Genomic DNA, 25,178 nt, shown 5'->3' on the forward strand with positions numbered 1-25,178 from the left:
GAAGGAGGGATCCATGAATGGCTGATAAACAAGCACACGAGACCGAAACTGAATTCACGTTTGAACAGGTAAGGGACCAATTAACAGAGGCCGGAAAAAAACGCGGTGTGCTCACATATGAAGAAATTGCAGAGCGCATGTCCAGTTTCGATATCGAATCAGACCAAATGGATGAGTATTATGAATTTTTAGGAGAGCAGGGCGTTGAATTAATTAGCGAAAACGAAGAAAATGAGGATCCTAATATTCAACAGCTGGCTAAAGCTGAAGAAGAGTTTGATCTGAATGATTTAAGCGTGCCCCCGGGCGTTAAGATAAACGACCCTGTCCGGATGTACTTAAAAGAGATCGGACGGGTTAATCTCCTGTCTGCAAAAGAAGAAATCGAATATGCCAAAAAGATTGAAGAAGGCGACGAAGATTCCAAGCGGCGCCTTGCCGAAGCAAACTTGCGGCTTGTTGTCAGCATCGCAAAACGGTACGTCGGCCGCGGCATGCTTTTCTTAGACCTGATCCAGGAAGGAAACATGGGTCTGATGAAGGCTGTTGAAAAGTTTGACTACCGCAAAGGATACAAATTCAGCACATACGCTACTTGGTGGATCAGACAGGCGATTACAAGAGCAATAGCCGACCAGGCGAGAACGATCAGGATTCCTGTTCATATGGTGGAAACCATCAACAAACTGATCCGCGTTCAAAGGCAGCTCCTTCAGGATCTCGGCCGGGAGCCAACTCCTGAAGAAATTGCAGAAGATATGGATTTGACACCTGAAAAAGTCCGCGAAATTCTTAAGATTGCCCAGGAGCCGGTTTCCCTTGAAACTCCGATAGGAGAAGAGGATGATTCACACCTCGGCGATTTCATCGAAGACCAGGAAGCGACTTCTCCGTCAGATCATGCGGCATATGAACTGTTGAAAGAACAGCTTGAAGACGTGCTTGATACGCTGACAGACCGCGAAGAAAACGTATTGCGCCTTCGTTTCGGTCTTGATGACGGACGGACTAGAACGTTAGAAGAAGTTGGTAAGGTATTTGGGGTAACAAGAGAACGAATTCGTCAAATAGAAGCCAAAGCACTTCGTAAATTGAGACATCCAAGCAGAAGCAAACGTCTGAAAGATTTTCTCGAGTAAGATGAACGGGTCCGCCGGATCCGTTCTTTTTTGGCTTTTAAAGTTATGAAAGCGCTATTATTGGTAAACCCGATTATATTTTACTTAATTTTTTTCGATTTTGCAAATCGTCAAAAATTGTTTTTCAGCCATTATAACCTTGAGGTTCTAGGAAAAGCCCTTTATAATTGTTGTTGAAACCGCATTCAAAATTTGATTTTCAACTTATGAAATAAAACATCCGGTCTTCATCGATCATTTGTCTAAAATGTGAACTTCATTGGCTTTTGTTTCAAAACCGGTTTACTTTTTGTAAAATTAAAGTAGAATTAGAATTGTTTACATAGGGGCAGGGGTAAATGAAAAAGGGGGATGTAAAATGAACCGCAATCCATTGATTCCATTTTTAGTGATCGCCATTTTGGGCATAGGTCTTGTTGTGATTTTATCGATAAAGGGTAATTACGATGCAAAAGAGATTGCCGGAGAAGGGAATAAAACCGCCGAGGAAAACAAAGCGGATGCATCGCCGGAAGAGATCTACAAGGCGAACTGCGTGACGTGCCACGGCGAAAACTATGAAGGCGTATCAGGTCCGAAATTAAAAGGAGTCGGAGACCACCTTGATCAAGGACAAATTAAAGAAAAGATTGAAAAAGGCGGAAACGGAATGCCTGCCGGACTTGTTCCTGCTGAAAAGCTGGATGATATGGCGAAATGGGTTTCCGAGATCAAGTAGCCGTTTTCCGACGGCTGTTTAGGCTATAATATGAAATGGGCAGTATATGCCAAAATCCTTTCAAAAAGATTCGCAAAAGAAAGCCTGTCAAGGCCTCTGTGCGAATCTTTTTTTATGGATTCAAAGCATTCGAACACCCGATACTCGGAAGCCACGAAATTTCAATTGCTAAAAGATCTGTTATCCGATTCAGCTTTCTTCAGGAGGATCGGGTGAAAAAGCAGGTTCATTTTACTTTTGGATAGAAGGGGATATTGCAGGGAGTGGGGATTCGTCTGTATATTGCGTCTTTTTTAGGTGAAGCATATGAGTCGTGCATGCACATTGGATTACACTAACAGCACGATTAACCAAAATTTGAATGATGTATAAAAGAGGCAAAAAGGAAAATTGAGAAAGAACAATATTGCACCTGGAGCATCAGCGATATCGTTAACTTTGAAAATTGGACGCTTGACGATTATATTGATAATATGTCTAAAGCTCAAAAAAACTGGCAGGACACCATCAACGCCGTTAATGAGCTGGATGAATCGCTCAAGTCCGAAGAGCGGCAAAACAGCTGACAAACGCATCCCGCTCGCCAAATCGCCAAAAACAGCGATTACACAAGAAGAAAACAAAATCCTTTCAGATCCCAACGAAAGTCCGAGTCTATGCCGAACAGTCGTCGTCAGCCACCGGCCACCTCATGATTGATTCTTTAGTTTATAGGTATTATATGTTGAGCTTGATTGGGATCCCTTCAAAACAATTTGGAAAAGAGATGCGGCGTTGACAAAGAACTTTGGGAAAGGTGGTATTATAAATAATGAGTCAAAGTGTATTTAATATCCCAGTTGAAGAAGTTATTCAATTCTCGAAAAGTTTCCAAGTTGAGCGTTCTGAAGCTGTTTTCAATGATATTGTTCTTATTAAAGATTTAAAAACGGCTGAACATTTAGCGTTTGAAGCAATAGTGGGTGAGGATGAATATAATTGGAAAGATATTAGAGAATTAGAAATGAGTGAAGTTTGGGATGTTTATTATTCAATGTCAGAAAGTGAAAAACCTAAAGGATTGGAAGAATTATTAGATATAATTGCTGATAATGTAAGAAAAAGCTCGTTTGAATATGGCATGTTTTATGATGATGTTGTCGCTGATCTTCATAATTGTGCCATAAATAGAGCGATACATGGAAAAACCAATTCCTTTTTTGAAAAAATATTTGAAATATATCAGTTTGGTGCTTTCCCTTGCGGTTGGAGTGGTGATTATCCAGAGGGGAAAATTGTAGCGTATAAATTTGATGAAGTGTCATAAACCGTTTTGGCAAATAAAATATTCGGTCGGCATCTTTTACAACGTAAACGCAAGGAAGCGTGTTCCCTTTTGCAAAAGTTAACCTCCTTTCATTCCCTGCAATAGCCGGTACATTTATTTCCCGGTCATTACCGAGAGGCTAGAGAAATTGCACAGGGAGCAAAACACAAACACAGTATTTGCCTTTAACTTTAACAAGAAAAAACAATAACGGGGGTGAGCGGTGAACTTATGGATTATATCATGGTCACGGATCAGCCGTTATTTGTACAAAATGATTCAAGGGACGAATAACAAATAAGGAGTGATCGATTTGCTTAATTCCATTACATCTTTAGAACCTATAAATATACCAAGCGGCTGGTTCGTTAAATATAATGATTTAACCGTCTCACAAGATAAAGTTAAACCAAATACCAAATTGATAGAATTAGTAAAACAAAGATATAACGCTGTGGTAAACATCATTAAAGGAGAAGATGAATATCTTATACATATTTGCGACGACCATGGGGAACTGATGGACACCATCAATGTTGAAGAGCGCCGGCAGCTGGTAAACGAATTGGAACGGATCATTTGGAAAATAGAAGCAGCGGCATTTGGAGGGAACATTTTGATTTTTGAAGGTCCTCTTGACTATTTACGTCTGAGAATCCCTCAAGGATGGACCGTCTCTTATAATAAACTAATTGATATCGATCCCGATCAGTTGGAGGAGGACAGTGATGACTGGTTTAACTTTACATCATCATTATTACAGTTAGAGCATAAAGAGAGCCGCTTGATTTTAGATGTTGGCTGGTATGAAGATATTGAACCTTCAGGCACTTTTTATGTGCTCTTAATTAAGAATCTAGACTGGGAAAACCCGTTAGAAGATATGGATACGAGAAGACCGGAAAAATTAGTGTCTCAAATAGAAGCAATTCTTCAAAACGCAGCTGAACAAAAATATGCTTAACTAAGCTGAAATTTCGTCGGATTCCCGCTGAACCGAAACACCGGCCAAAAGGTCGACCTGAAGACGATGTATACGTAGATAAAGCTGTATATGTTCGGCCTTACAGCCCGTCATTGGCATGACAAACTGATGATGGGAAGGAAAAATTTTGCACGGTGCATTTAGTAGGAGAAGAATGAATGTTTTTTTAAAAAAGAAGGCAAAAGTGACAGAAGGAAAGTGCAAAAGCTTGTTCAGCAGCTGGAAGTTGACCGACATGTGATGACGATACCCAATCCGACATCATGAACATAGACATATTACATATATCTGAGAAAGAAGACCGTTTACATACACTCGTAAATATATCGATAAAATGGGGACAACGTTCTTTATATTTCGAGGCTGAAAATTAAAAGTCAATTAATCATTCTTAAGTCAAAGTACCCCATATCAAAATTCTCCCAACGATTACATTACTGACATGCACAAGAAATAGTGTGAAAGGAAATGAAAAACGTGGAATTTACAATATGATCAGCCAAGCAAAATTCATGAATCCCCAGGCAATGACCAACATATTTGGGGATATGCCTGAATTCACCGGTTCAGAATTAATGAATGTGGAACTTAGAAGAGACGGTCCTTGTTTATTGATTAGACTTATGACAGAAGAGAAAGTTGAGAATAAACCAAAACGGTGGGATAAGTGGGATGTAATCTATATTGACATGTCCTTTATAGGCGTGCGTCATTTAAACATAAAAGATATTGGTACGGACAATATAATCAATCAATTTGAAATAGATAGACTGCAAATTCATTAAAAATTAAATGTCTTAATCAAATGCAGATTGAATGTATTTTTGAATGGGCAAGAATTGACAGGATCTCTCCCGGATTATTAGATACATAAATATATGAGAGTCTTTGCTTTGTGATGTCCTGATCGGATAAATTAGATAAGGGAGTTCGGTTTAAAACATGCAAGTAAACAATATCCACGATTTTCACTTGAATAATGAAGATGCTTTTTTAACTTTGCAAATGGAGCTTAAAAGCCAAATTCAGTTAACAAAATCGATAACTGCCGATTCTTTAAAAACCTGCGCAGGTGTCGATTTAGCTTATTGGGAAGAAGGTGGCGAATCAGTCGGTGTCTGCAGTATAGTAGTGTTGGATGTCAACAGCAAGAATATCATTGAAAAAGTTCATAGCGTGGGGAAAATCAATGTGCCGTATGTTCCGGGATTTCTTGCGTTCAGGGAGCTGCCTCTTATCATTGAAGCGGCAAAAAAGCTAACGGCTGAACCTGATGTTTTTTTATTTGACGGAAACGGTTATTTGCATCATAACCATATGGGGATTGCGACACACGCATCGTTTTTTTTGAATAAACCAACTGTCGGTATTGCGAAGACTTACTTGAGAATCAAACAAACCGACTTTGAGATGCCTGACGATAGAGCCGGCGCTTATACAGACATGGTGATTGACGGTGAGGTTTACGGGCGGGCTTTGCGGACGAGGCAAGGCGTGAAACCCGTTTTTTTATCATGCGGAAACTTCATTGATTTAGAAAGCAGTTATCAAATTGCGATGAGCCTGGTCAATCAAGAAAGCAGACTGCCGATTCCCGTTCGGCTGGCTGATCTTGAGACACACGTTTTAAGAAAATATTATCGGGAAAATAAAAAACTTGCTGAGTAAATTCGCACCGGCTTGGAAACCAACCCGTTTTTTTATATGATAGTAAAGGAAAAATGAATCAGAAAAGTTGTGATGATTGTGAATGAAATGAAATTATCAAAAAGGCTGCAGACTGTAGCGGAATACATACCAAAAGGGGCAGTGATGGCGGATATAGGATCTGACCATGCTTATCTTCCCTGCTATTGTGTGCTGAATGATCTGGCAAGCGCTGCGATCGCCGGTGAAATTACGGATGGACCTTTTCTTTCTGTGAAACAGCAGGTTGAGAAATTAAATTTAAGTTCGCTTATTTCGGTGCGGAAAGGGGACGGGCTTGAAGTTATTCAAAAAGGCGAAGTAGATGCGATTGCGATAGCCGGAATGGGGGGATCGCTCATTGCTCACATTCTGGAGTCGGGAAAGGAAAAGCTGACGGGCAGGGAACGCTTGATTTTGCAGCCGAATATTCACGCTTACCATATTAGAGAATGGCTGCATAAAGAAGGCTATGCGCTTATAAGCGAAGACATCCTAGAAGAAGACGGGAAATACTATGAGATTCTTGCAGCCGAAATCGGCGATAAGGATGCGGCATACGAAGACATTTCTTTTGAGGCTGGCTTGCTTGTAGGTCCATTTTTGGCTAAAGAAAAAAGCGCCGTTTTTATAAAAAAATGGTCCCAAGAGCTTGAACATCTGAAAAACATTCATCAACAAATTAAAGGCGCTGCCCCAAGCATGGAAAATCAGCAAAAATTGCATGAGCTGTCAGAGCGGATTGAGATTTTAAAGGAGGTTTTAGAACGTGGGTAAGTTGGTGAACGGTCAAGAAATGATCCAACTGTTTGAACAGTTTTCCCCGAAGTCTTTGGCCGTTGAAGGAGATAAAATCGGCCTGCAGATCGGGACGCTTAATAAAAACGTCAAAAACATCATGGTAACCCTTGACGTACTTGAAGAAACTGTGGATGAAGCGATTGCGAAAAACGTAGATTTAATCATTGCACATCACCCTCCGGTCTTTCGGCCGCTGAAGAATATCGTGACAGATCAGCCGGGCGGAAGACTGATTGAAAAATGCATGAAACATGACATTGCCGTTTATGCGGCCCATACGAACCTCGACGTGGCTGACGGGGGTGTCAATGACATGCTGGCAGAAGCTCTTGGTCTTGAGGATACAAAGGTGCTTGTTCCGACGTATGAAGAGCCGCTTAAAAAGCTTGCCGTTTATGTGCCGAAAGATTATGAAGAACAAGTCAGGACGGCTCTTGGGAATGCGGGAGCCGGCCATATCGGGGCGTACAGCCATTGCGCTTTTTCCTCAGAAGGAGTCGGCAGCTTCCGTCCGCTTGAAGAAGCAAACCCGTTTATCGGCCAATCCGGAAAGCTTGAACGGGTTGAAGAGGCCAGGATTGAGACGGTCTACCCGTCAAGCCTTGAAAAGGCCGTATTAACGGCGATGAAGAAGGCTCATCCGTATGAAGAAGTCGCCTACGACATTTACCCGGTCGAACAAAACCCGCTGCAAAAAGGGCTCGGGCGGATCGGCACTCTGAAAGAGGAAATGACGCTTGCTGATTTTGCGCGCCATGTAAAGGAAAGGCTTCATGCGAATGGAGCGCGGATGGTGGGAAAACCCGATTCCAAAGTGAAAAAAGTAGCCGTGCTCGGCGGTGACGGAAACAAGTATATTTACGCCGCAAAACGGATGGGTGCCGATGTATATGTAACAGGAGACCTTTATTTCCATACCGCACACGATGCGATGGCGCTCGGCCTGAATGTCGTAGATCCAGGGCATTACGCCGAACACATTATGAAACAAGGCGTCGCCCAAAAGCTTTCGGAAATGTGTGCAGAGAAAAAATACGAGGTCCGCATTTTCCCTTCAGAAACCGATACTAATCCGTTTGTCTTTCTATAAGAAAAACCTGAGGCAGATGGCCTCAGGTTTTTGACTTTACTTTCGGCAATATTTTTTGCAGCGGGACTTCATGACTGGTTTTCCATGTGGACGGATCATTATGATCAAATTGCTCTAAAAAGCGGATGACTTCTTTAGTAATCGGCGTCGGCGTTGACGCTCCCGCCGTCACGGCCACCGTATCCACTCCTTCAAGCCATTCCAGCTTTAATTCGCTTAAGTCTCCGATCCGGTATGCTTTCGTGCCGGCGATTTCCTCAGAGACCTGTGCAAGACGGTTCGAATTGTTGCTTTTTGGATCGCCGACGACGATGGTCAAATCGGCTTTTTTCGCTTGTTCAGAGACCGCTTCCTGCCGAACCTGGGTCGCCAGGCAAATTTCTTGGTGGAATTCGACATGAGGATATTTCTCTTTCACTTTTTCCATAATGTCGTGGACATCCCATTGTGACATGGTTGTCTGGTTTGTGACGATCAATTTGTCTGCATCAACAGTCAGGCGCTCGACGTCTTCTTCGGTTTCGACAAGGTGAACGATATCGGGCGCAACGCCGACGGCGCCCTCCGGTTCAGGATGGCCCTTTTTGCCAATATAGATGACATGGTAGCCTTTCGCTTTCATTTCCCTGATTAAATCATGGGTTTTCGTCACATCGGGACAGGTCGCATCAATAGCAACAAGTCCTTTCTCCTCAGCCGCTCTTCGGACTTCGGGCGATACGCCGTGGGCGGTGAATATAACGGTTCCCTTGTCGACCTTATTTAAAATCTCAAGCCGGTTCGGACCGTCCAGAGTATAGATGCCTTCTTTCTCAAATGCGTCTGTTACGTGTTTATTGTGAACAATCATTCCCAAAATATAGATGGGTCTTGGCAGGCTTTTATCAAGAGCCGCGTTTTTGGCGATCACCATGGCGTCAACGACACCGTAGCAGTAGCCGCGCGGAGAAATTTTAATAACGTTCATTCTAGTAGTCCTCCTAAAAAGAAGTAAGAGCCGGACATGATAAAAAGCCGCAAAAACGGCTTATATTCTCACAGTCTCTATAGACCCCATTATATCCGATCCTTTAGGAGATATCAAAGAATGTTATATATACAGTTTCGGGATTGATGCTCCTTCATTTGTTCTTTTTGGGGATTCAGGCCGGCTGGATTTTTGACCGCTCCTTTCCGCTTTTGATTTTTCCGGTTTTTTCGATTTTTCCGGTTTGGAAGAGTTCTTGCTTTGTTCCGCGGCTTTGCCAGTTTCACCGCTTTTTTCAGATTCGGACGATTCCGGTGATTCGGTTTCTTGCTCTTCTTCGCTTTCGCTTGTTTCATCGTCGGCAGAGTTCAGCTGTCTGAACATTTTGACCATGCCCGGCAGGTTGCGTACGAGGGGGCCGTATTGCTGAATCATCGGCGTCACTTGCTGAGCCACGCCAAGCACTTTTTGCACATTGCCGAGCATGTTTGAGATAGAAGCCGGGTTTGCAAGTCCTTGGAGCCCGCCGAGTCCGCTCCCCGTTCCGCCAAGTCCCGCTCCTGCTCCGCTTCCGCCGAGTCCTGCTCCGGTGCCCCCCGAAGCGGCTGGTCCTCCGGGAAGAAACCTGGAAAGAAATCCTTGTATTCCTCCTCCGCGTGCTCCGGCCTGCTGGGCTGTGCCCATCGGATTAAAAAGCTGCTGGAGTCCTTGCTGCTGCCCGGCGGCCGGCCCCGTTCTCATGCCCATGTTTCTGGGAGTGAGCAGCCTGCTCGGTCTCTGCAGCCCCGGAGGCCTTCTCATAGGCTGTTGTGGAAACATATTTGTACCTCCTTTCACATCCTTCTCTAAAGTAGGATATGCAGGTCCTTCATAAAGTGCTTTTGCCCCCGTGCCCGATTCCGTCTGTGATGATGGTTTTTTTCCGCAGGATCAGTTATAATTTAATGATGGACATGATACCAGCCTTTTTTTGAGCCGCACGGCATAAAAAAGGATACATAAGCGCACAATTCAGCCATATAGGATAAAGCTTGGGACGCTATAAATAGGCGCTTTCCAAGAAGGAGTTGGGAAAATGAAGCAAACGAAATTTGACATGTACGATTTAAAGCCGTTTATCATAGAGGCTGTTCACCAATTGGGATTTTACGAGCCGACTGATATTCAAAAAAGGCTGATCCCTTCAGCGCTGAAAGGAGAGAGTGCCATCGGGCAGTCTCAGACGGGGACGGGGAAGACCCATGCATATCTGCTGCCGATCCTAAGCCGGATCGATCCTGACAAAACATTTGTTCAAGCCGTGATTACGGCGCCGACAAGGGAGCTCGCGAACCAGATTCATCAGGAAGTGTTGAAAATCACCAAGTTTTCGGGACCGGATGATGGGATTCGCTCAAAATGTTTTATCGGCGGTACGGATAAGCAAAAATCAATCGATAAATTAAAAACGCAGCCCCACCTTGTTGTCGGAACGCCAGGCAGAATCGCCGATTTGATCAGGGAACAGGCGCTTGACGTCCATAAAGCGGATGCGCTCGTCATTGATGAGGCCGATTTAATGCTCGATATGGGGTTTTTGGAAGACGTCGATTTTATCGGCTCCAATATGCCTGAGAACCTGCAGATGCTCGTGTTTTCCGCGACGATCCCGGAAAAGCTGAAGCCTTTTCTGAAAAAGTATATGGAAAATCCGAAGTATGCGCACGTCGAACCGCGGCATATCACGGCGGAAAAAATAGAGCACATCCTGATTCCGTCGAGGCACAGGGATAAAAATCAGCTTTTATTAGAGGTTATGACTCATTTAAATCCGTATTTGGCGATCGTTTTTGCCAATACGAAGACGACGGCTGACGAAATCGCCGCATTTCTTGCCGACAAGGGAATGAAAGTCGGGCTTCTTCACGGCGGTCTGACACCGAGGGAGCGCAAAAAAGTGATGAAGCAGATCGGCGATCTTGAATTCACCTATATCATCGCTACAGACTTGGCCGCAAGAGGCATCGATATAAAAGGCGTCAGCCATGTCATCAACTATGAGCTGCCGGAAGATCTCGATTTTTACGTGCACCGTGTCGGCCGGACGGCGCGCGCCGGCACATCGGGAACGGCCATGACGTTTTATGATACTTCTGATGAAGATGCGCTCGCAAGGCTTGAACAGATGGGGATTATTTTTGAAAACATGAGGCTTGAAAAAGGCGAGTGGAAAAAGATTGATGACAGAAAGCGCCGGCAAAACCGCAAGCGCACTCCGGATGAAACGGATGAAATCGCCAAGCGGCTTGTCAGAAAACCGAAAAAAGTCAAGCCGGGCTACAAGAAAAAAATGAAGACGGAAATCAATAAAATCAAAAGACAGCAAAAGAGAAAGCAATTTAGAAAAGGAAAGTAGGGGAAACAGCTTTGTTGAAAATCGGTTCTCACGTCTCAATGAGCGGAAAGCATATGCTGCTTGCGGCCAGCCAGGAAGCAAGCTCATACGGCGCCAATACGTTTATGATTTACACGGGCGCTCCGCAAAACACACGCAGGAAAAAAATCGAGGATTTGAATATTGAAGCGGGCCGGGCTCACATGGAAGAGCACGGAATCAGCGATATTGTCGTTCATGCGCCGTATATCATCAATATTGCCAACACGACGAATCCGGCGACATTTGAGCTCGGCGTCGATTTTCTCCGTTCTGAAATCGAAAGGACGGCAGCCATCGGAGCCAAGCAGATCGTTCTTCACCCGGGGGCACACGTCGGAGCCGGGGCGGAAACAGGCATAAAAAAAATCATCGAGGGGCTGAACGAAGTCATCGATCCCGGCCAGGATGTCCAGATCGCTCTGGAAACGATGGCAGGCAAAGGATCTGAATGCGGACGGACATTTGAAGAGCTCGCTCAGATCATTGATGGCGTCACACATAACGAGCATTTGTCGGTCTGCTTTGATACGTGCCATACCCATGATGCAGGTTATGATGTCGTCTCTGATTTTGACGGTGTATTAAATGAATTTGACAAAATCGTCGGAATCGACCGTTTAAAAGTGCTCCACATCAACGACAGCAAAAATGTCAAAGGAGCAAGAAAAGACCGCCACGAAAACATCGGCTTTGGAGAAATCGGCTTTGATGCGCTTCAATATATCGTCCACCACGATCAGCTTCAGGACATACCGAAAATCCTTGAGACGCCTTATGTCGGGGAAGATAAGAAGAACAAAAAGCCGCCATACCGCTTTGAAATCGAAATGCTCAGAAACAAACAATTTGATGCTGAACTGTTGGAGAAAATCAAACAGCAATAATACAAGGGGCTTTTTTAGCCCCTTGATACATACTGTTCAAACAGCTGGTTGAGCAGCTGAACGGCTTCTTTTGAAGTTACGGCTTCCACTTGGCTGAGCAGTTTGTTCCGTTCTTTTTCATTAAAAATGTTAATGTTTTTTCCGTTTACGAGCTTTTCCACTTCGAGCGCTTGCTTTCTAGTCACATGTATTCCGTACTGTTTTGCGTATTTGAGCACCTCATCGGCAGTTACCTGATTTAAGCGCTGCAATACGATTTTCTGAAATAAAATCACGCCCATTCCTCCCTTCTGAAATAATGTATGGCGGAAAATTAAAAATGTGTCATTTTTTTATTTCACGCTGTTAAATGATATGATAGTAAAAGGAGTAGATTTGGCCAGTTCAGATAAAAAGGAGAGACAGCATGGCAACAAAAAAACAACATAAAAAGGAATCATTGGTCCGCCTGTCGTTTCGGATCATCATGATTCTCATCGGTGCTGCCTGTGCAGCCTTAAGCATTGAATTATTTTTAGTACCAAACAACATCATCGACGGGGGCATCATCGGAATTTCGCTTATTTTGGATCACATTTTCAAGGACAACCCTTATTTGAACTTTGCGCTGTTCGTCGTGGTTCTCAACATCCCGTTTATGATTTCCGGCTACAAGCACATCGGAAAAACGTTTCTTATCTCCACGATCATCGGGATTGTCAGCTTATCAGTAATTGAAACGATGTTGCATCATGTAGAAGGGGTTACGACTCAGCCCATTTTGGCAGCCGTTTTCGGAGGGCTTTTGCTCGGATTCGGCGTAGGGCTTGTTATTCGTAACGGCGGTTCTATGGATGGAACGGAAATACTGGGGATTTTGTTCACAAAAAAACTCCCGTTTTCAGTAGGCGAATTCGTCATGTTCGTCAACGTTTTTATTTTTGCGTGGGCCGCTTTCATATTCGGCCTTGAGCAGGCGATGTATTCGGTTATGACGTACTACATCGCGATGAAGACGATCGATGCCGTCATTCAGGGGCTTGACGAAACGAAAGCGGTCATCATTGTGTCAGATCAGTACGAGGAGATTTCCGACGCCCTTTTGCACCGTCTTGGCAGGGGAACGACAAAGCTGAAAGGAAAAGGCGGCTATTCGGATGAAGATACGGAAGTGATCTATGCCGTGGTGACAAGGCTTGAAGTCACAAAGCTGAAGTCAATCGTATTTGAAATCGACAGAAACGCGTTTATTACGATTATGGATACGCACGAAACAAGAGGCGGAAAGTTTAAAAACGCCATTCATTAGGCTTTCATTTACTTTTTTAAAGATTATATGTATAATTTAAAAATGAACTGGTCAAACGATGAAAATGGTTTGCTGCATTAGGCTGCCATTTTCTTTTTGTTTGCTAAATCGTAATGATTCTGGAGAATGTGAAGGTGAACGAAAATTGAAACAACCGATTATCGAGATGAAACATGTATCATATTCTTATGATCATCGAAATGTGATAGAAGATATCAATTTAACCATTGAGGAAGGGACGTTTCTCGGCTTGGTCGGTCCGAACGGCTCGGGAAAAACGACATTGCTCAAATGCATTCTCGGGCTCATTAAACCGCAAAAAGGAGAACTGAAACTGTTCGGCGTCCCCCAGAAAAAGTTTAAGGACTGGAACCAGATCGGATTTGTCTCACAAAAGGCAAACAGCTTTAACACCGGCTTTCCCGCTTCTGTGTACGAAGTGGTGGCAAGCGGTTTAACCGCCAAGCTCGGCCTGTTTAAACGAATGTCAAAAGAGGATAGAAAAAAAGTGGATGAGGCGATTGACGCTGTTGGAATCGGTTCCCTTAAAGGCAAGAACATCGGCGAGCTATCAGGGGGACAGCAGCAGAGAACGTTTATCGCAAGAGCCCTTGTAAGCGAGCCTAAGCTTTTGATTCTCGATGAGCCGACGGTCGGGGTTGATCAGCTGACGGTTGAAAGCTTTTATCGCCTGCTTGAGAAGCTGAACAGGGAGAAAGGAATTACATTGATTCTCGTCACCCATGATGTAGGCACCGTTTCCGATAAAGTTACACATGTTGCCTGCATGAATAAACATCTTCATTTTCATGGCAATGCAAACGAATTTGAACAGGTGACAGATCGGGACCTTTCGCAATTTTACGGGCACGATGTCCAGGCACTCAGCCACGATCACCATCACCATGGAGGACAAGAAACATGCTGACACCTTTTTTTCATTATGAGTTTTTGCAAAACGCATTTATTTCCGGTTTATTAATCGGCCTTATCGCTCCTTTGCTCGGGGTGTTTATCGTCGTCAGACGGCTGTCTTTGATTGCCGACGCCCTCAGCCACGTTTCGTTGGCAGGGATTGCGGCAAGCCTTTATTTAGGAAGCCGGTTTACGATGCTTGCCGGCGTCAGTCCGATTTATTTCGGGATGCTGTTCTCAGTTACAGGCTCTTTAATCATCGAGAAACTCAGGACGGTATATAAACATTACCAGGAGCTTGCGATTCCGATTATCATGTCGGGAGGCATCGGTATTTCCGTTATTTTCATTTCGCTTGCGGACGGATTTAACACAGATTTGTTCAGCTATTTATTCGGCAGCGTCAGCGCGGTGTCAAGAGAGGATCTTCTCGTGATCATCGGAATTTCTGCCGCCGTTCTGATCGTCATTTTTTCTCTTTTTAAAGAGCTGTTTTTGCTTTCGTTTGATGAAGAGCATGCCAAAGCGTCGGGAATTTCAGCCAAATGGATTCATTTTATCTTTATCCTGATCGTCGCGCTCGTGATTGCCGCTTCGATGAGAATCGTCGGCACATTGCTCGTTTCCGCGCTGATGACGCTTCCCGTCGCGGCCAGCATGCGCATTGCAAAAGGATTTAAACAGGCGATCTTCTTTTCTGTTTTGTTCGGGGAACTGTCCGTCATTCTCGGGCTTATCCTTGCTTATCAATTGGATCTCGCCCCGGGGGGAACGATCGTGCTGCTGTCCATTCTCATACTGATATTGTGTATCAGCTACAACAAAATCAAAAGGGGGATTCGCCGTGAACGTACAGGAAGCGCTTGATCTATTAAAGGAAAAAGGCTATAAATACACAAGCAAAAGGGAGGATATGCTTCAGCTTTTCAGTGATTCTGATAAATATTTAACGGCGAAAAACGTGCTTTCCGCTTTAAACGATGATTATCCGGGCCTGAGCTTTGATACGATTTACAGAAATCTGTCCCTATTTGAGGAGCTCGGCATTTTGGAAACGACCGAGCTTTCAGGGGAGAAGATGTTCCGTTTTAAATGTTCTTCCGCCCATCACCACCATCACTTCATTTGCATGGCCTGCGGAAAAACAAAGGAAATCGAATTGTGTCCGATGGAAAAGCTTACAGACAATCTTGACGGTTATCAGATCAGCGGGCATAAGTTTGAAATTTACGGCACATGTCCCGGCTGTGAGGAAAAAAGCGCGGAAGTATAAGCAAAAACCGGCATACACGTTTATGCCGGTTTTTTTATGATGAGCAACTTATATGCCTTTGGCCGTTTCGAGGGCTTTCCGGTTGTTTTTCAGCCAGTCCGCAGCTTCCAGCCAGCTGTTGACTCTGACGATGTTGGAGTCGGTCGGAAGCTGATTGTACGGGGTGTTGAACAAAAGGACCGGTATATTGGCTTCTTTTGCAATCATAGTTGCGTTCCCGTGATGGTCTTCAAAGAAAACATCCACTCCGTGTTTCAAAACAGCTTCCAGCTTATTATGGCCGCCGACTAGCTCAATATCGTCGTAATGAACGCCGTTTTTGCGAAACCAATCGAACGTAATATCCTTCAAATGGTGTCTTCTTGCCGTAATATAGATCAGCCTGCAGTGATCTTTTAATTCATCAAGGGTCTGTTTGGCGTACTCCGCAAGCGATGCTTCTCTATAAATGCGCGGCTCGTTTTCGTTCATCCATTCCCAAAATTCCTCACCAGATATATTCAAAAGTTTTGTCAAGTCATATTCCTTTATATCTTCCAGCGTAATGGACAGGCTGAACGCCTCGTTTAAATAGGGAACAAATGTGTCTTGAGCCGTAATCGTACCGTCAATATCGATTCCTAAATGTAACATGTCCACACTCCTTATTCTCCATTCCTTCAGTGTATCATAAACTTTTAACATTTACAGTAAAGTTTAGCAAACATGAATCAGTCTAAAATGCTTAAACTATAAATGCTCCTTTATGGACTCTAAGAGGGGGGATAACGAATGGAAAGAGGACAAAATGTCAATGATCATAACCGTGATCGTTATGACAGTAACCTAGTCGATGCAAATTTGGATCGTGATGACTTTTTAGAAGAAACGGCAGCAGAAGTTGCCCCGCAGCCGTATCGCACAGAAAAAAGCGATAATGGCGCAAGGGATCGAGATGCAGATGCCGCCGGCGGAAGGATTACCGGATATATCGCGTTAGCTCTGTCGATTATTTCTTTGTTTATGCTTCCTGTTCTGTTGGGAATCGCAGGAATCATTGTCGGCTATATTGCCAGAAGACAAGGAGCAGCTGGCTTGGGAGCTTGGGCGATGGGGATCGGTGCCGTTTCGCTAGTGCTCGGCATATTTGTAGCCCCGTTTTTCTAATACAAAAGCTTGACGGATATCCGTCAAGCTTTTTTTGATGGTTACGTGTTTAATTTTTCCTTTTCGGCGGCTTGTTTGGCATAATGCTCTTCCGCCAGTTTGTCGATTTCTTTTTTCAGTTCTTCGACCATCGTTTCTTCCGGAACTTTGCGGACGATTTCGCCTTTCCGGAAAAGAAGGCCTTCGCCGCGGGCGCCTGCAATGCCGATATCCGCCTCCCGGGCTTCACCGGGACCGTTTACAGCGCAGCCGAGAACGGCTACTTTAATCGGGGCCTTGATTTTGGCGATGTATTCTTCGACTTCGTTTGCGATCGAGATCAAGTCGATTTCGATCCGTCCGCATGTCGGGCAGGAAATCAGTGTGGCCGCATTTGCAGCGAGTCCAAATGATTTCAGCAGTTCCCTTGCGACTTTGACTTCTTCAACCGGATCAGCGCTCAAGGAAACGCGGAGGGTGTTTCCGATTCCTTTTGAAAGGATCGCGCCAAGACCCGCTGCGCTTTTCACCGTGCCGGCAAACAATGTTCCGGATTCGGTGATTCCGAGATGAAGCGGATAGTCAAAGGCTTTTGCCGCTTTTTCATAGGCTTCAATGGCAAGGTTGACATCTGATGCCTTCATGCTGACGATGATGTCGTGGAAATCGAGATCCTCAAGAATCTTGATATGATGGAGGGCGCTTTCGACCATGCCGTCCGCTGTCGGATAACCGTATTTCTCAAGGATTCGTTTTTCAAGAGAACCTGCGTTGACGCCGATGCGGATCGGAATCCCTTTTTCCTTTGCGGCGTTGACGACTGCTTCGACTTTTTCGCGGCGCCCGATATTTCCGGGATTGATGCGGATTTTATCGGCCCCGCCTTCAATCGCTTTCAAGGCCAGTTTATAGTTGAAATGAATATCCACGACGAGCGGGATGGATATCCTTTTTTTGATCTCAGGAATGGCGTCTGCAGCCCGTTCATCCGGGCAGGCAACGCGGACGATTTGACAGCCGGCTTCTTCAAGCCGCTTGATTTCGGCAACCGTTGCTTCGACATCGTGTGTTTTTGTCGTTGTCATGCTTTGAATCACGACTTCGTTGTTGCCGCCTATTGTTAAAGGCCCTACTTTAACAGGGCGCGTTTTTGTACGATGTGTGATTTCACTCACTTTGATTCGCTCCTTAAGTATAATTCTAGAGGCGCTGCTCTTTCTTATACCATATCGTTTACAAATCCTATTGTAACAGCACGTTCATGAAACTGACAAGAAATTAACGCTTAATCCTCCCGGTAGACCGGGAACTTATACGTAACACCGGCTTGAATGCTTCCCGCTTTTACATTCGGATTCAGCGTTTCGAAGTCTTCTGTCATCTGATCGGCGGGAACGCCGGTTTGTCCGATGATTGAAAAGACGGTATCACCGGGTTTCACGGTGACGGTTTTGTATTCGATACCGCCAGATGCAGCGTGTGCCGCTGAAGTAGAAACAGGCATTGCATTCTGTGGAATCGTGCCCGATTTCAAGTCATAATAAACGATGAACAAGCTCAGTAAAATAGAAAGAAGTACGGTGAGACGCTTCATTGGACTTGTCCCCATTTCAATCGTTTTTTACTATGTTACGCTTGTTCGATGTTCGGCATGACTACAAATTATTTCACTTTCAGTTTTGCTTAGCCGGCGTTTCTTTCACGGCAAGGAAAAGCATCACAAAATTGACAAACCAGTACAGCAATTCCTGGCTCGGCACGACGGCCTGAAGGCTGTCCATAATGATAAAGAATACAGTGGCCAGCGTGATGGAATATGCCGACATCACCCAAAGCTGTTTATAGGATAGCTTTTTCCTCAGGCTGTTGCGGATGAACAGGCCGATAACGGCAAGGACGCTGACGTTAATAAATTTACCTGCAGCCGTCGACAGAAACAAAAGCACGCACAATACGGGGACGATCACGGCTTTATTTTGTTCAACGAGAGACAGGATGTCCTGTTTTGTCATTTCTTCGGGGAGCATCTTGTACGGCATTTCCTGGGCTTGTCCGTCTATTGCGATGACAAGCTTGTCTTTAAGAATGCCGACCGAATTGCGCTTCTCTTGTATCTGTTTTGATCCATAGGCGCCTGTCGGATCAAGGACAATGACAAACCCGAATGACTGTGATTCGACAGGTTTTTTTGCATCTGTATGTAATGATCCGTCTTTAATCGAGAAAGCGGGAAATTCTTTTACCGCAGACTGAAAGCTGTTCATCGTTTGCACGACTCCGCTCGAGATATGGTAGAGGTTTGGAAGAGCGGCGAGAATGCTGAGCAAAAAGACGAAAAAAATAGCTTTTCCTACTCCTTGAAATCGCGTTTTGGCAATTGCCGGAGGGGAATATGTGCTTTTAAAAAATAGCTGAAAGATATTCATTCGGTTTTCACTTCCCATTTCTATAGTGTATCTGCATTATTGTATCGTCAGGAAAGAGTGAATACAAGGAACTTACGCTAAGGTATAATAAAAAGCATGACAAGGATTGGGGGGAAACGATTGGACATTTTATACTGGATCATTGTGGCTGCAATGTTTGTGATCGCTTTTGCGGGTTTGGTCTTTCCGATCATTCCGAGCGTCGTGTTTATAATCGCCGGTTTTGTTCTGTACGGATTCTTTTTTACGTTCGCACATTATTCATATCTGTTTTGGATTGTTGAAGGGGTATTTACAGCTGCTTTGTTTGCGGCCGATTACGTCGCAAACCTTCTTGGGGTCAAACGCTTCGGCGGGAGCAGGGCGGCAGTGTGGGGAAGCACGGCCGGCCTGTTAATCGGCCCCTTCGTGATACCGGTGGCGGGCATTATCCTCGGGCCGTTTATCGGGGCGCTCTTAGGAGAGATGCTCGTCCATAAAAAGGACATCAAGACCGCTCTCAAAATAGGAACCGGCTCGCTGATCGGCTTTTTAACGGGCGCTTTGGCGAAAAGCGTGATTCAGTTGATGATGATCGGGTATTTTTTATATACCGTTCTGCATTGAAAAAAATGTCTGAAAGATGTTTAAAACGAAGAGGGAACGGTTAAAGTTTATATGTCCGCCCGAAATGCAAATTGTGATCATTTTGTGAGCATTACCATTGAAACACGCCTTTTCTTTTGATACATTGAAAGAGGAAAGGCTTGCTAATGGCGGCATTTCAAGTACATACAATTTTAAGGAGGAATCGATAATGGCTTACAAACTTCCAGAATTACCTTATGCTTACGATGCGTTAGAACCGCACATCGACAAAGAAACGATGAACATTCACCATACGAAGCACCATAACACATACGTTACAAAATTAAACGAAGCGGTGGCCGGCAAACAAGATCTTGAAAGCAAATCTGTTGAAGAGCTTGTTTCAAACCTTGATGCTGTTCCTGAAGACATCCGCACTGCGGTCCGCAACAACGGCGGCGGACATGCCAACCATTCGCTTTTCTGGAAGCTGCTTTCTCCAAACGGCGGAGGCGCTCCTACAGGCGAATTGGCTGAAGCGATCGACAAAAAATTCGGCAGCTTTGATCAATTCAAAGAACAATTCGCAAATGCTGCAGCAGGACGCTTTGGTTCCGGCTGGGCATGGCTTGTTATCAACAATGGCGAACTTGAAATCACAAGCACGCCAAACCAAGATTCCCCGCTTTCAGAAGGCAAAACGCCAATTCTGGGACTTGACGTTTGGGAGCACGCTTACTACCTGAACTACCAAAACCGCCGTCCTGATTACATCAAAGCATTCTGGAACGTTGTGAATTGGGATGAAGTGGCACGCCTTTACAGCGAAGCAAAATAATCTAAAACAATGATGAAAGGCCCGCTAAAAAGCGGGCTTTTTTATTTTGCCTTTCCGGGTACATAACTGACTTTTGATGTGACAGACTAAGGAGTATCAGAAAAGGGGAGTCAGTTATGAGCAAACTCAAAAACATAATAGGCGATGTTGAAGTAAACAGAGACTTGCTGCTTTTGCTTACTGTCGGCGGCCTTTATTCGCTGAGCATTGCCCTTTCAAATACGTTCGTGAATGTGTACCTCTGGAAGCAGTCCGGAAAGTTTCTTGATTTGGCGATTTACAATTTGTCGATCGTCGTTATGCAGCCGTTGACATTTATGCTCGCGGGACGGTTGGCGAAAACGATCGACAGGGTGTTTATTTTGCGGTTCGGCGTAACGTTTTTGGCCGTTTTTTATTTGACGGTTCTTCTGGCGGGGGAAAATGCGGCGTCACGATTGGTGCTTCTCGGCGGTGTCCTTGGAATCGGCTACGGGTTTTATTGGCTCGCTTTTAATGTGCTGACGTTTGAAATCACAGAACCGGAAACGAGGGATTTCTTTAACGGATTTCTTGGCGTATTGTCATCGGGCGCAGGAATGATCGGACCGATTGTCGCAGGTTATGTGATTTCACGGCTTGCCGATAACACCGGGTATACCCTGATCTTCAGCTTGTCACTCGCTTTATTTACGATTGCCGTCATCACGAGCTTTTTCCTCAAACGGAGGGAATCGCGCGGACGGTATATTTTAAAAAAGATCTGGGCGGAACGAAATGAAGATGCAAGCTGGCGCAATATCACCAATGCGCATTTTTTCCAGGGGCTGAGAGAAGGGATCTTTGTCTTTTTAATCAATGTCTTCGTGTTCATCACGACAAAAAGCGAACTTGCCCTGGGAAAATTCGGACTGGTCAATTCAGCTGTTTCTTTTTTTGCATACTTTTTTGCCACACGGCTGATTAAAAAAAAGGCGCGCAAAAAAGCGATTCTTTTAGGCGGCCTCATCTTATTCGGATCATTGTTCCTGATTTTATTCAACATGACCTATGTGACCCTGCTCCTTTACGCGGTGGCGATTGCGATCGGTTATCCGATCCTCCTTGTTCCGTACTCATCGCTGACATATGACGTGATCGGAAAGGCGAGATACGCGAGAAAGGCGCGGATTGAATATATCGTCGTGCGGGAGGTTTTTCTCAACATGGGCCGGGTCGTGTCTATCTTGGTTTTTTTATTGCTCGTGCTTTTATTAAAAGACGATCTGGGCATTACGGTTTCATTGGTTCTGCTTGGAGCAGGCCATACGCTGATCTACTATTTCGTTAAAGATATCCGCCTGACGGAGCCCGCTCAGGAAACGGTCGGTGAGGACGCACACAAGCAGAGAGCAGAGCCTAATTTTTTGGAAGGAAAAAGATAAGGGAAAATAGTAGAAAAATGTCGCAGAACGCTTTACAATGTAAAATGGCACCTTTAATTAAGGTGTCTTTTCTTTCTTAAAAAAGGTGATGTTGAATGAGGAAAAACAAGTTGAAAACCGAAAAGCGGAAATCGCTGCCCATCAGGCTGAATATACTGTTTCTGCTCGCGTTTATCATTTTTACGGTTGTCATCGTCCGCCTTGGCATGGTGCAGATCGTGTACGGAGAAGACTATACAAACGCAGTGCAGAAGCAGGAGGAAACCGACGTCTCCTCGACTGTTCCGCGAGGGAAAATATACGACAGGAACTTAAATACGATCGTTACAAATAAGCCGCTTAATGCGATTACATACACAAGGACAGCCTCAACCTCACAAAAGGAACGGCTGTCTGTCGCAAAAAAGCTGGCGGACATGATTGACGTCGATACCGACAAGGTAACAGAGAGGGACAAAAAGGACTACTGGATTTTGACGAGAACGAAGGAAGCGAAGAAGTTGATCACCACTGCAGACCGCAAAAAAGTGAAGGACGGGAAATTGTCGGAGGACGATTTATACCAGCTTCAGCTTGAGAGGATCTCAAAAAGCATGCTCAACGAATTGACCGAAAAGGACATGAAAATCCTTGCGATCAAACGCCAGATGGACTCAGGCTATGCGTTGACGCCGCAGTATATTAAAAACAAAGGCGTTACGGCAAAAGAGATGGCCTATGTCAGCGAGCATCTTGACGAGCTACCGGGAGTGGACGTAACATCGGATTGGGAGCGCGATTATCCGTTCAACGGTCTTCTCAGGACGATGATCGGCAGCATTTCAAACTCGAATGAAGGGCTTCCGAAAAATATGCTCGACCACTATTTGTCCCTCGGCTACAACCGGAACGACCGGGTCGGAAAAAGCTACCTTGAAGCCCAGTATGAGGACGTTTTGCAAGGGCAAAAAGAAAAGGTGAAAAGCATAACCGACAAATCCGGAAATGTCATTGACACACAAGTCGTTTCAAAAGGAAAAAGCGGCAAAGACTTAGTGCTCACCATCGATGTCCAGATGCAAAAAGAAATCGAGAAAATCATCGAAGACGAGCTGAAAAGTGCAAAACTGACAAAAAGCGCTCCCCTTCTTGACCGCGCGTTTGTTGTCATGATGGATCCGAGAAACGGGGAAGTGTTGTCGATTGCCGGGAAACAGATTAAAACGAAGAACGGCAAACTGAAATTTGACGACTATGCTCTCGGGGCAATGACATCGTCATATGCCATGGGATCGGCCGTCAAAGGGGCGACCGTATTAACGGGGCTGGAGACAGGCGCGATCAATTTAAATACGACGTTTAAAGATGAACCGTTGTGGATCGGATCAGGACCTGGCGTTAAACCGAAAAAATCGTGGACAAACAGCTTGGGAACATTAGGTATCGAGGGAGCGCTTGAACAATCGTCAAACGTCTTTATGTTTAAAACGGCCATCGCGCTCGGCAAAGGGCAATATAAGCCGCATCAGCCGCTAGACATAGACACGAAAGCGTTCGACACATTCAGATACTATTTCAGTCAATTCGGCCTCGGCGTGAAAACAGGAATCGATCTTCCGAATGAAATGACGGGGTATAAAGGCTCGCAAAAACTGCCTGGTTTCCTGCTTGACTTCGCCATCGGCCAGTATGATACGTATACACCGCTGCAATTGGCGCAGTATGTTTCAACGATCGCAAACGGCGGATACCGTATGAAACCGCAGATCGTCAAGGAAATCAGAGAGCCTGATTCGAAAAAAGGCATCGGCGCCGTCACGCAGGCCGTTCAGCCTGAAGTGCTGAACAAAATCGACATGAGCGAGGCGTATCTCAAAGAAGTGCAAGAAGGATTCAGGCGTGTGATGACTAAAGGTACCGCAGCTGGGCAGTTTGCATCGGCAAAATACAAGCCCGCCGGAAAAACAGGAACGGCTGAGTCGTATTATGACGGACCGGACAAATCGAAAACGGGAACGAAAACATACAATACAACGCTTGTCGCCTACGCACCGTACGATAATCCGGAAGTCGCGATTTCCGTCGTGGTTCCTTGGCCTTATAACGACTATAGTAGGCGATATTCGATCACAAACGAAATCGGCAGAAAAGTGCTTGATAAGTATTTCGAACTGAAATCGAAACAGGCAAAAGACAATACTGCAGAAAAAAATATGAACAAGATTGAAAAAGAAGCTAACGAATAAGCGCTTCTTTCTGGAACGCCCGCATCCAAGCGGGCGTTTTTTTTACCTCAAGGCTCCCCTTCACCCCGCGTTTTATACAAACTTCAAGCTTCTTTTACAAAACCTTAATAATTCATTTAAACAAGATTAACACTGAAAAGTTACGCTATACACGTAGGACAAATTACACATTTACGCGGGAGGATTAAGAAGTGAAATCATTTAAAAAAGTCACACTGATGTTCATCATGTCCGTTTTAGTTGTCTTCGCAGCAGCTTGCGGAAGCAGTAGTACGAACGGCAGCAGCTCGGGAGAAGGCAAACAAAACGATAAAGCAGAGGATAAGGCTTCAGGATCTTTGACGATTTCCGGTTCTTCGGCGATGCAGCCGCTCGTGTTAGCCGCGGCTGAAAAATTCATGGATGAAAATCCGGATGCCGATATTCAGGTGCAGGCTGGAGGTTCTGGAACAGGTCTTTCTCAAGTAGCTGAAGGAACGGTTCAAATCGGAAATTCCGATGTATTTGCTGAAGAAAAAGAAGGCATCCCTGCCAAGGAGCTTGTTGACCATCAAGTCGCAGTAGTCGGCATGGCGGCGGCAGTTAATCCGGAAGTGGGCGTCAAGGATATTTCATTAGAGGATCTGAAAAAGGTGTTTACAGGAAAGATCAAAAACTGGAAAGAGCTTGGCGGCAAAGATCAAAAGATCACCCTCGTCAACCGTCCTGATTCTTCAGGAACCCGTGCGACATTTGTTAAATATGCGCTTGACGGAGAAACTCCTGCTGAAGGCATCACCGAGGATTCTTCAAACACGGTGAAAAAGTTAATTGCTGAAACACCGGGAGCGATCGGATATCTTGCATTTTCATATATCAAGGACAACTCAATCACTCCTCTTTCAATTGACGGAGTGAAACCGACCGCAGAAAATGTGCAAAAAGGAAAATTCCCGATTTGGGCTTATGAGCATTCTTATACAAAAGGCGAGCCTACAGGTTTGGCTAAAAAGTTCCTCGATTATTTGATGAGCGACGAAATCCAAAAATCGATCGTCACGGATCAGGGCTATATTCCTGTAACAGACATGGAAGTAAAACGTGACGCAAGCGGCAAACAATCGGATAAATAATAAAGTTAGGCCGG

General features: G+C 44.8%; 27 protein-coding genes and 1 pseudogene. 21 read left to right on the plus strand and 7 right to left on the minus strand.

From position 1 onward, the window contains the following. Positions 1-17 precede the first annotated feature (17 nt). The 9 genes and pseudogenes from rpoD to MHB78_RS09475 all read left to right on the plus strand — a co-directional run bounded on the left by rpoD (position 18) and on the right by MHB78_RS09475 (position 7,725). Positions 18-1,139, plus strand: coding sequence for an RNA polymerase sigma factor RpoD (gene rpoD / locus MHB78_RS09435; protein WP_046130022.1), 1,122 nt, complete (start codon positions 18-20; stop codon positions 1,137-1,139). A gap of 358 nt (positions 1,140-1,497) precedes the next feature. Beyond that, complete coding sequence (cccA, locus tag MHB78_RS09440) at positions 1,498-1,857, plus strand: cytochrome c550 (RefSeq protein ID WP_046130021.1); 360 nt, start codon at positions 1,498-1,500, stop codon at positions 1,855-1,857. 389 nt (positions 1,858-2,246) lie between these two features. Then, positions 2,247-2,423, plus strand: coding sequence for a T7SS effector LXG polymorphic toxin (locus MHB78_RS09445; protein WP_269082033.1), 177 nt, complete (start codon positions 2,247-2,249; stop codon positions 2,421-2,423). Between the two features lie 245 nt (positions 2,424-2,668). Next, positions 2,669-3,163: a hypothetical protein gene (locus MHB78_RS09450; protein ID WP_046130018.1), complete on the plus strand. Its 495-nt coding sequence runs from the start codon at positions 2,669-2,671 to the stop codon at positions 3,161-3,163. A 313-nt stretch (positions 3,164-3,476) separates the two neighbouring features. Then, the gene (locus MHB78_RS09455) at positions 3,477-4,127 is read left to right on the plus strand and encodes a hypothetical protein (protein ID WP_046130017.1); all 651 of its coding nucleotides are present in this window, start codon (positions 3,477-3,479) and stop codon (positions 4,125-4,127) included. A gap of 512 nt (positions 4,128-4,639) precedes the next feature. Continuing rightward, a pseudogene (locus tag MHB78_RS09460) lies at positions 4,640-5,022 on the plus strand (immunity 50 family protein). A gap of 68 nt (positions 5,023-5,090) precedes the next feature. Continuing rightward, on the plus strand, positions 5,091-5,816 hold the full coding sequence (locus tag MHB78_RS09465; RefSeq protein WP_046130016.1) for an endonuclease V: 726 nt from the start codon (positions 5,091-5,093) through the stop codon (positions 5,814-5,816). A gap of 78 nt (positions 5,817-5,894) precedes the next feature. Beyond that, positions 5,895-6,611 carry a tRNA (adenine(22)-N(1))-methyltransferase TrmK gene (locus MHB78_RS09470; protein ID WP_231947500.1) on the plus strand — a complete coding sequence of 239 codons (717 nt, stop codon included), beginning with the start codon at positions 5,895-5,897 and terminating at the stop codon, positions 6,609-6,611. Further along, on the plus strand, positions 6,604-7,725 hold the full coding sequence (locus MHB78_RS09475; RefSeq protein ID WP_046130014.1) for a Nif3-like dinuclear metal center hexameric protein: 1,122 nt from the start codon (positions 6,604-6,606) through the stop codon (positions 7,723-7,725). The genes MHB78_RS09470 and MHB78_RS09475 overlap by 8 nt, the downstream gene beginning before the upstream one ends. Positions 7,726-7,747: 22 nt before the next feature. Here MHB78_RS09475 and MHB78_RS09480 read toward each other — a convergent pair whose 3' ends face one another. Beyond that, on the minus strand, positions 7,748-8,692 hold the full coding sequence (locus MHB78_RS09480; RefSeq protein ID WP_046130013.1) for a 4-hydroxy-3-methylbut-2-enyl diphosphate reductase: 945 nt from the start codon (positions 8,690-8,692) through the stop codon (positions 7,748-7,750). Positions 8,693-8,815: 123 nt separating this feature from the next. Next, positions 8,816-9,511, minus strand: coding sequence for a VrrA/YqfQ family protein (gene vrrA / locus MHB78_RS09485; protein WP_046130012.1), 696 nt, complete (start codon positions 9,509-9,511; stop codon positions 8,816-8,818). A 256-nt stretch (positions 9,512-9,767) separates the two neighbouring features. On the opposite strand from vrrA, the gene MHB78_RS09490 reads away from it, so the two are divergent. Together MHB78_RS09490 and MHB78_RS09495 are read left to right on the plus strand one after the other, a co-directional pair. Beyond that, entirely contained in the window at positions 9,768-11,087 is a 1,320-nt protein-coding gene (locus tag MHB78_RS09490; RefSeq protein WP_046130011.1) for a DEAD/DEAH box helicase, read from the plus strand. Positions 11,088-11,098: 11 nt separating this feature from the next. Continuing rightward, a complete protein-coding gene (locus MHB78_RS09495) occupies positions 11,099-11,992 on the plus strand; it encodes a deoxyribonuclease IV (protein ID WP_046130010.1) in 894 nt (297 codons plus the stop codon). Positions 11,993-12,006: 14 nt separating this feature from the next. Here MHB78_RS09495 and MHB78_RS09500 read toward each other — a convergent pair whose 3' ends face one another. Next, positions 12,007-12,267 carry a DUF2624 domain-containing protein gene (locus MHB78_RS09500; RefSeq protein ID WP_046130045.1) on the minus strand — a complete coding sequence of 87 codons (261 nt, stop codon included), beginning with the start codon at positions 12,265-12,267 and terminating at the stop codon, positions 12,007-12,009. A gap of 131 nt (positions 12,268-12,398) precedes the next feature. Here MHB78_RS09500 and MHB78_RS09505 point away from each other — a divergent pair, with 131 nt between their 5' ends. The 4 genes from MHB78_RS09505 to MHB78_RS09520 all read left to right on the plus strand — a co-directional run bounded on the left by MHB78_RS09505 (position 12,399) and on the right by MHB78_RS09520 (position 15,468). Next, entirely contained in the window at positions 12,399-13,280 is an 882-nt protein-coding gene (locus MHB78_RS09505) for a YitT family protein (protein WP_046130009.1), read from the plus strand. A 145-nt stretch (positions 13,281-13,425) separates the two neighbouring features. Further along, a complete protein-coding gene (locus MHB78_RS09510; protein ID WP_046130008.1) occupies positions 13,426-14,208 on the plus strand; it encodes a metal ABC transporter ATP-binding protein in 783 nt (260 codons plus the stop codon). Next, on the plus strand, positions 14,202-15,062 hold the full coding sequence (locus tag MHB78_RS09515) for a metal ABC transporter permease (RefSeq protein ID WP_046130007.1): 861 nt from the start codon (positions 14,202-14,204) through the stop codon (positions 15,060-15,062). Before MHB78_RS09510 ends, MHB78_RS09515 begins: the two co-directional genes overlap by 7 nt. Continuing rightward, entirely contained in the window at positions 15,040-15,468 is a 429-nt protein-coding gene (locus MHB78_RS09520) for a Fur family transcriptional regulator (protein WP_046130006.1), read from the plus strand. Before MHB78_RS09515 ends, MHB78_RS09520 begins: the two co-directional genes overlap by 23 nt. 48 nt (positions 15,469-15,516) lie before the next feature. Here MHB78_RS09520 and MHB78_RS09525 read toward each other — a convergent pair whose 3' ends face one another. Continuing rightward, positions 15,517-16,101 carry a nucleotidase gene (locus tag MHB78_RS09525; protein WP_046130005.1) on the minus strand — a complete coding sequence of 195 codons (585 nt, stop codon included), beginning with the start codon at positions 16,099-16,101 and terminating at the stop codon, positions 15,517-15,519. A gap of 138 nt (positions 16,102-16,239) precedes the next feature. Between MHB78_RS09525 and MHB78_RS09530 the strand changes: the two genes are divergently transcribed. Then, positions 16,240-16,614, plus strand: a complete 375-nt coding sequence (locus MHB78_RS09530) for a hypothetical protein (RefSeq protein ID WP_046130004.1) — start codon at positions 16,240-16,242, stop codon at positions 16,612-16,614. Positions 16,615-16,655: 41 nt separating this feature from the next. Here the strand turns inward: MHB78_RS09530 and ispG are convergent, their stop codons facing one another. The 3 genes from ispG to MHB78_RS09545 all read right to left on the minus strand — a co-directional run bounded on the left by ispG (position 16,656) and on the right by MHB78_RS09545 (position 19,019). Next, positions 16,656-17,774 (minus strand): flavodoxin-dependent (E)-4-hydroxy-3-methylbut-2-enyl-diphosphate synthase, encoded by a 1,119-nt coding sequence (gene ispG / locus MHB78_RS09535; protein WP_099047060.1) that lies wholly within the window; start codon positions 17,772-17,774, stop codon positions 16,656-16,658. Between the two features lie 104 nt (positions 17,775-17,878). Then, positions 17,879-18,187, minus strand: coding sequence for a LysM domain-containing protein (locus MHB78_RS09540; protein ID WP_046130002.1), 309 nt, complete (start codon positions 18,185-18,187; stop codon positions 17,879-17,881). Positions 18,188-18,266: 79 nt separating this feature from the next. After that, the gene (locus MHB78_RS09545; protein WP_046130001.1) at positions 18,267-19,019 is read right to left on the minus strand and encodes a DUF1189 domain-containing protein; all 753 of its coding nucleotides are present in this window, start codon (positions 19,017-19,019) and stop codon (positions 18,267-18,269) included. A gap of 120 nt (positions 19,020-19,139) precedes the next feature. Here MHB78_RS09545 and MHB78_RS09550 point away from each other — a divergent pair, with 120 nt between their 5' ends. From MHB78_RS09550 to MHB78_RS09570, 5 genes are all read left to right on the plus strand, one after another. Continuing rightward, positions 19,140-19,625: a DUF456 domain-containing protein gene (locus tag MHB78_RS09550; RefSeq protein WP_046130000.1), complete on the plus strand. Its 486-nt coding sequence runs from the start codon at positions 19,140-19,142 to the stop codon at positions 19,623-19,625. 190 nt (positions 19,626-19,815) lie between these two features. Next, positions 19,816-20,424, plus strand: coding sequence for a superoxide dismutase SodA (gene sodA, locus MHB78_RS09555; protein WP_046129999.1), 609 nt, complete (start codon positions 19,816-19,818; stop codon positions 20,422-20,424). Between the two features lie 116 nt (positions 20,425-20,540). Beyond that, positions 20,541-21,827, plus strand: a complete 1,287-nt coding sequence (locus MHB78_RS09560) for an MFS transporter (RefSeq protein ID WP_046129998.1) — start codon at positions 20,541-20,543, stop codon at positions 21,825-21,827. Positions 21,828-21,922: 95 nt separating this feature from the next. Continuing rightward, a complete protein-coding gene (locus MHB78_RS09565) occupies positions 21,923-24,052 on the plus strand; it encodes a penicillin-binding protein 2 (RefSeq protein WP_046129997.1) in 2,130 nt (709 codons plus the stop codon). 191 nt (positions 24,053-24,243) lie between these two features. Next, a complete protein-coding gene (locus tag MHB78_RS09570) occupies positions 24,244-25,164 on the plus strand; it encodes a phosphate ABC transporter substrate-binding protein (protein ID WP_269082022.1) in 921 nt (306 codons plus the stop codon). The last annotated feature ends 14 nt before the right edge of the window (positions 25,165-25,178 follow it).

The sequence above is a fragment of the Bacillus sp. FSL K6-0138 genome, from assembly GCF_037982765.1.
Lineage (GTDB): Bacteria > Bacillota > Bacilli > Bacillales > Bacillaceae > Bacillus > Bacillus glycinifermentans.

Excerpts from the sequence above, each read along its gene's own strand:
- rpoD (WP_046130022.1), top strand. The coding sequence starts at position 18 with ATGGCTGATAAACAAGCACACGAGACCGAAACTGAATTCACGTTTGAA.
- cccA (WP_046130021.1), top strand. The coding sequence starts at position 1,498 with ATGAACCGCAATCCATTGATTCCATTTTTAGTGATCGCCATTTTGGGC.
- MHB78_RS09450 (WP_046130018.1), top strand. The coding sequence starts at position 2,669 with ATGAGTCAAAGTGTATTTAATATCCCAGTTGAAGAAGTTATTCAATTC.
- MHB78_RS09465 (WP_046130016.1), top strand. The coding sequence starts at position 5,091 with ATGCAAGTAAACAATATCCACGATTTTCACTTGAATAATGAAGATGCT.
- MHB78_RS09480 (WP_046130013.1), bottom strand. The coding sequence starts at position 8,692 with ATGAACGTTATTAAAATTTCTCCGCGCGGCTACTGCTACGGTGTCGTT.
- vrrA (WP_046130012.1), bottom strand. The coding sequence starts at position 9,511 with ATGTTTCCACAACAGCCTATGAGAAGGCCTCCGGGGCTGCAGAGACCG.
- MHB78_RS09490 (WP_046130011.1), top strand. The coding sequence starts at position 9,768 with ATGAAGCAAACGAAATTTGACATGTACGATTTAAAGCCGTTTATCATA.
- MHB78_RS09505 (WP_046130009.1), top strand. The coding sequence starts at position 12,399 with ATGGCAACAAAAAAACAACATAAAAAGGAATCATTGGTCCGCCTGTCG.
- MHB78_RS09515 (WP_046130007.1), top strand. The coding sequence starts at position 14,202 with ATGCTGACACCTTTTTTTCATTATGAGTTTTTGCAAAACGCATTTATT.
- MHB78_RS09525 (WP_046130005.1), bottom strand. The coding sequence starts at position 16,101 with ATGTTACATTTAGGAATCGATATTGACGGTACGATTACGGCTCAAGAC.
- MHB78_RS09530 (WP_046130004.1), top strand. The coding sequence starts at position 16,240 with ATGGAAAGAGGACAAAATGTCAATGATCATAACCGTGATCGTTATGAC.
- MHB78_RS09540 (WP_046130002.1), bottom strand. The coding sequence starts at position 18,187 with ATGAAGCGTCTCACCGTACTTCTTTCTATTTTACTGAGCTTGTTCATC.
- MHB78_RS09545 (WP_046130001.1), bottom strand. The coding sequence starts at position 19,019 with ATGAATATCTTTCAGCTATTTTTTAAAAGCACATATTCCCCTCCGGCA.
- sodA (WP_046129999.1), top strand. The coding sequence starts at position 19,816 with ATGGCTTACAAACTTCCAGAATTACCTTATGCTTACGATGCGTTAGAA.
- MHB78_RS09560 (WP_046129998.1), top strand. The coding sequence starts at position 20,541 with ATGAGCAAACTCAAAAACATAATAGGCGATGTTGAAGTAAACAGAGAC.
- MHB78_RS09565 (WP_046129997.1), top strand. The coding sequence starts at position 21,923 with ATGAGGAAAAACAAGTTGAAAACCGAAAAGCGGAAATCGCTGCCCATC.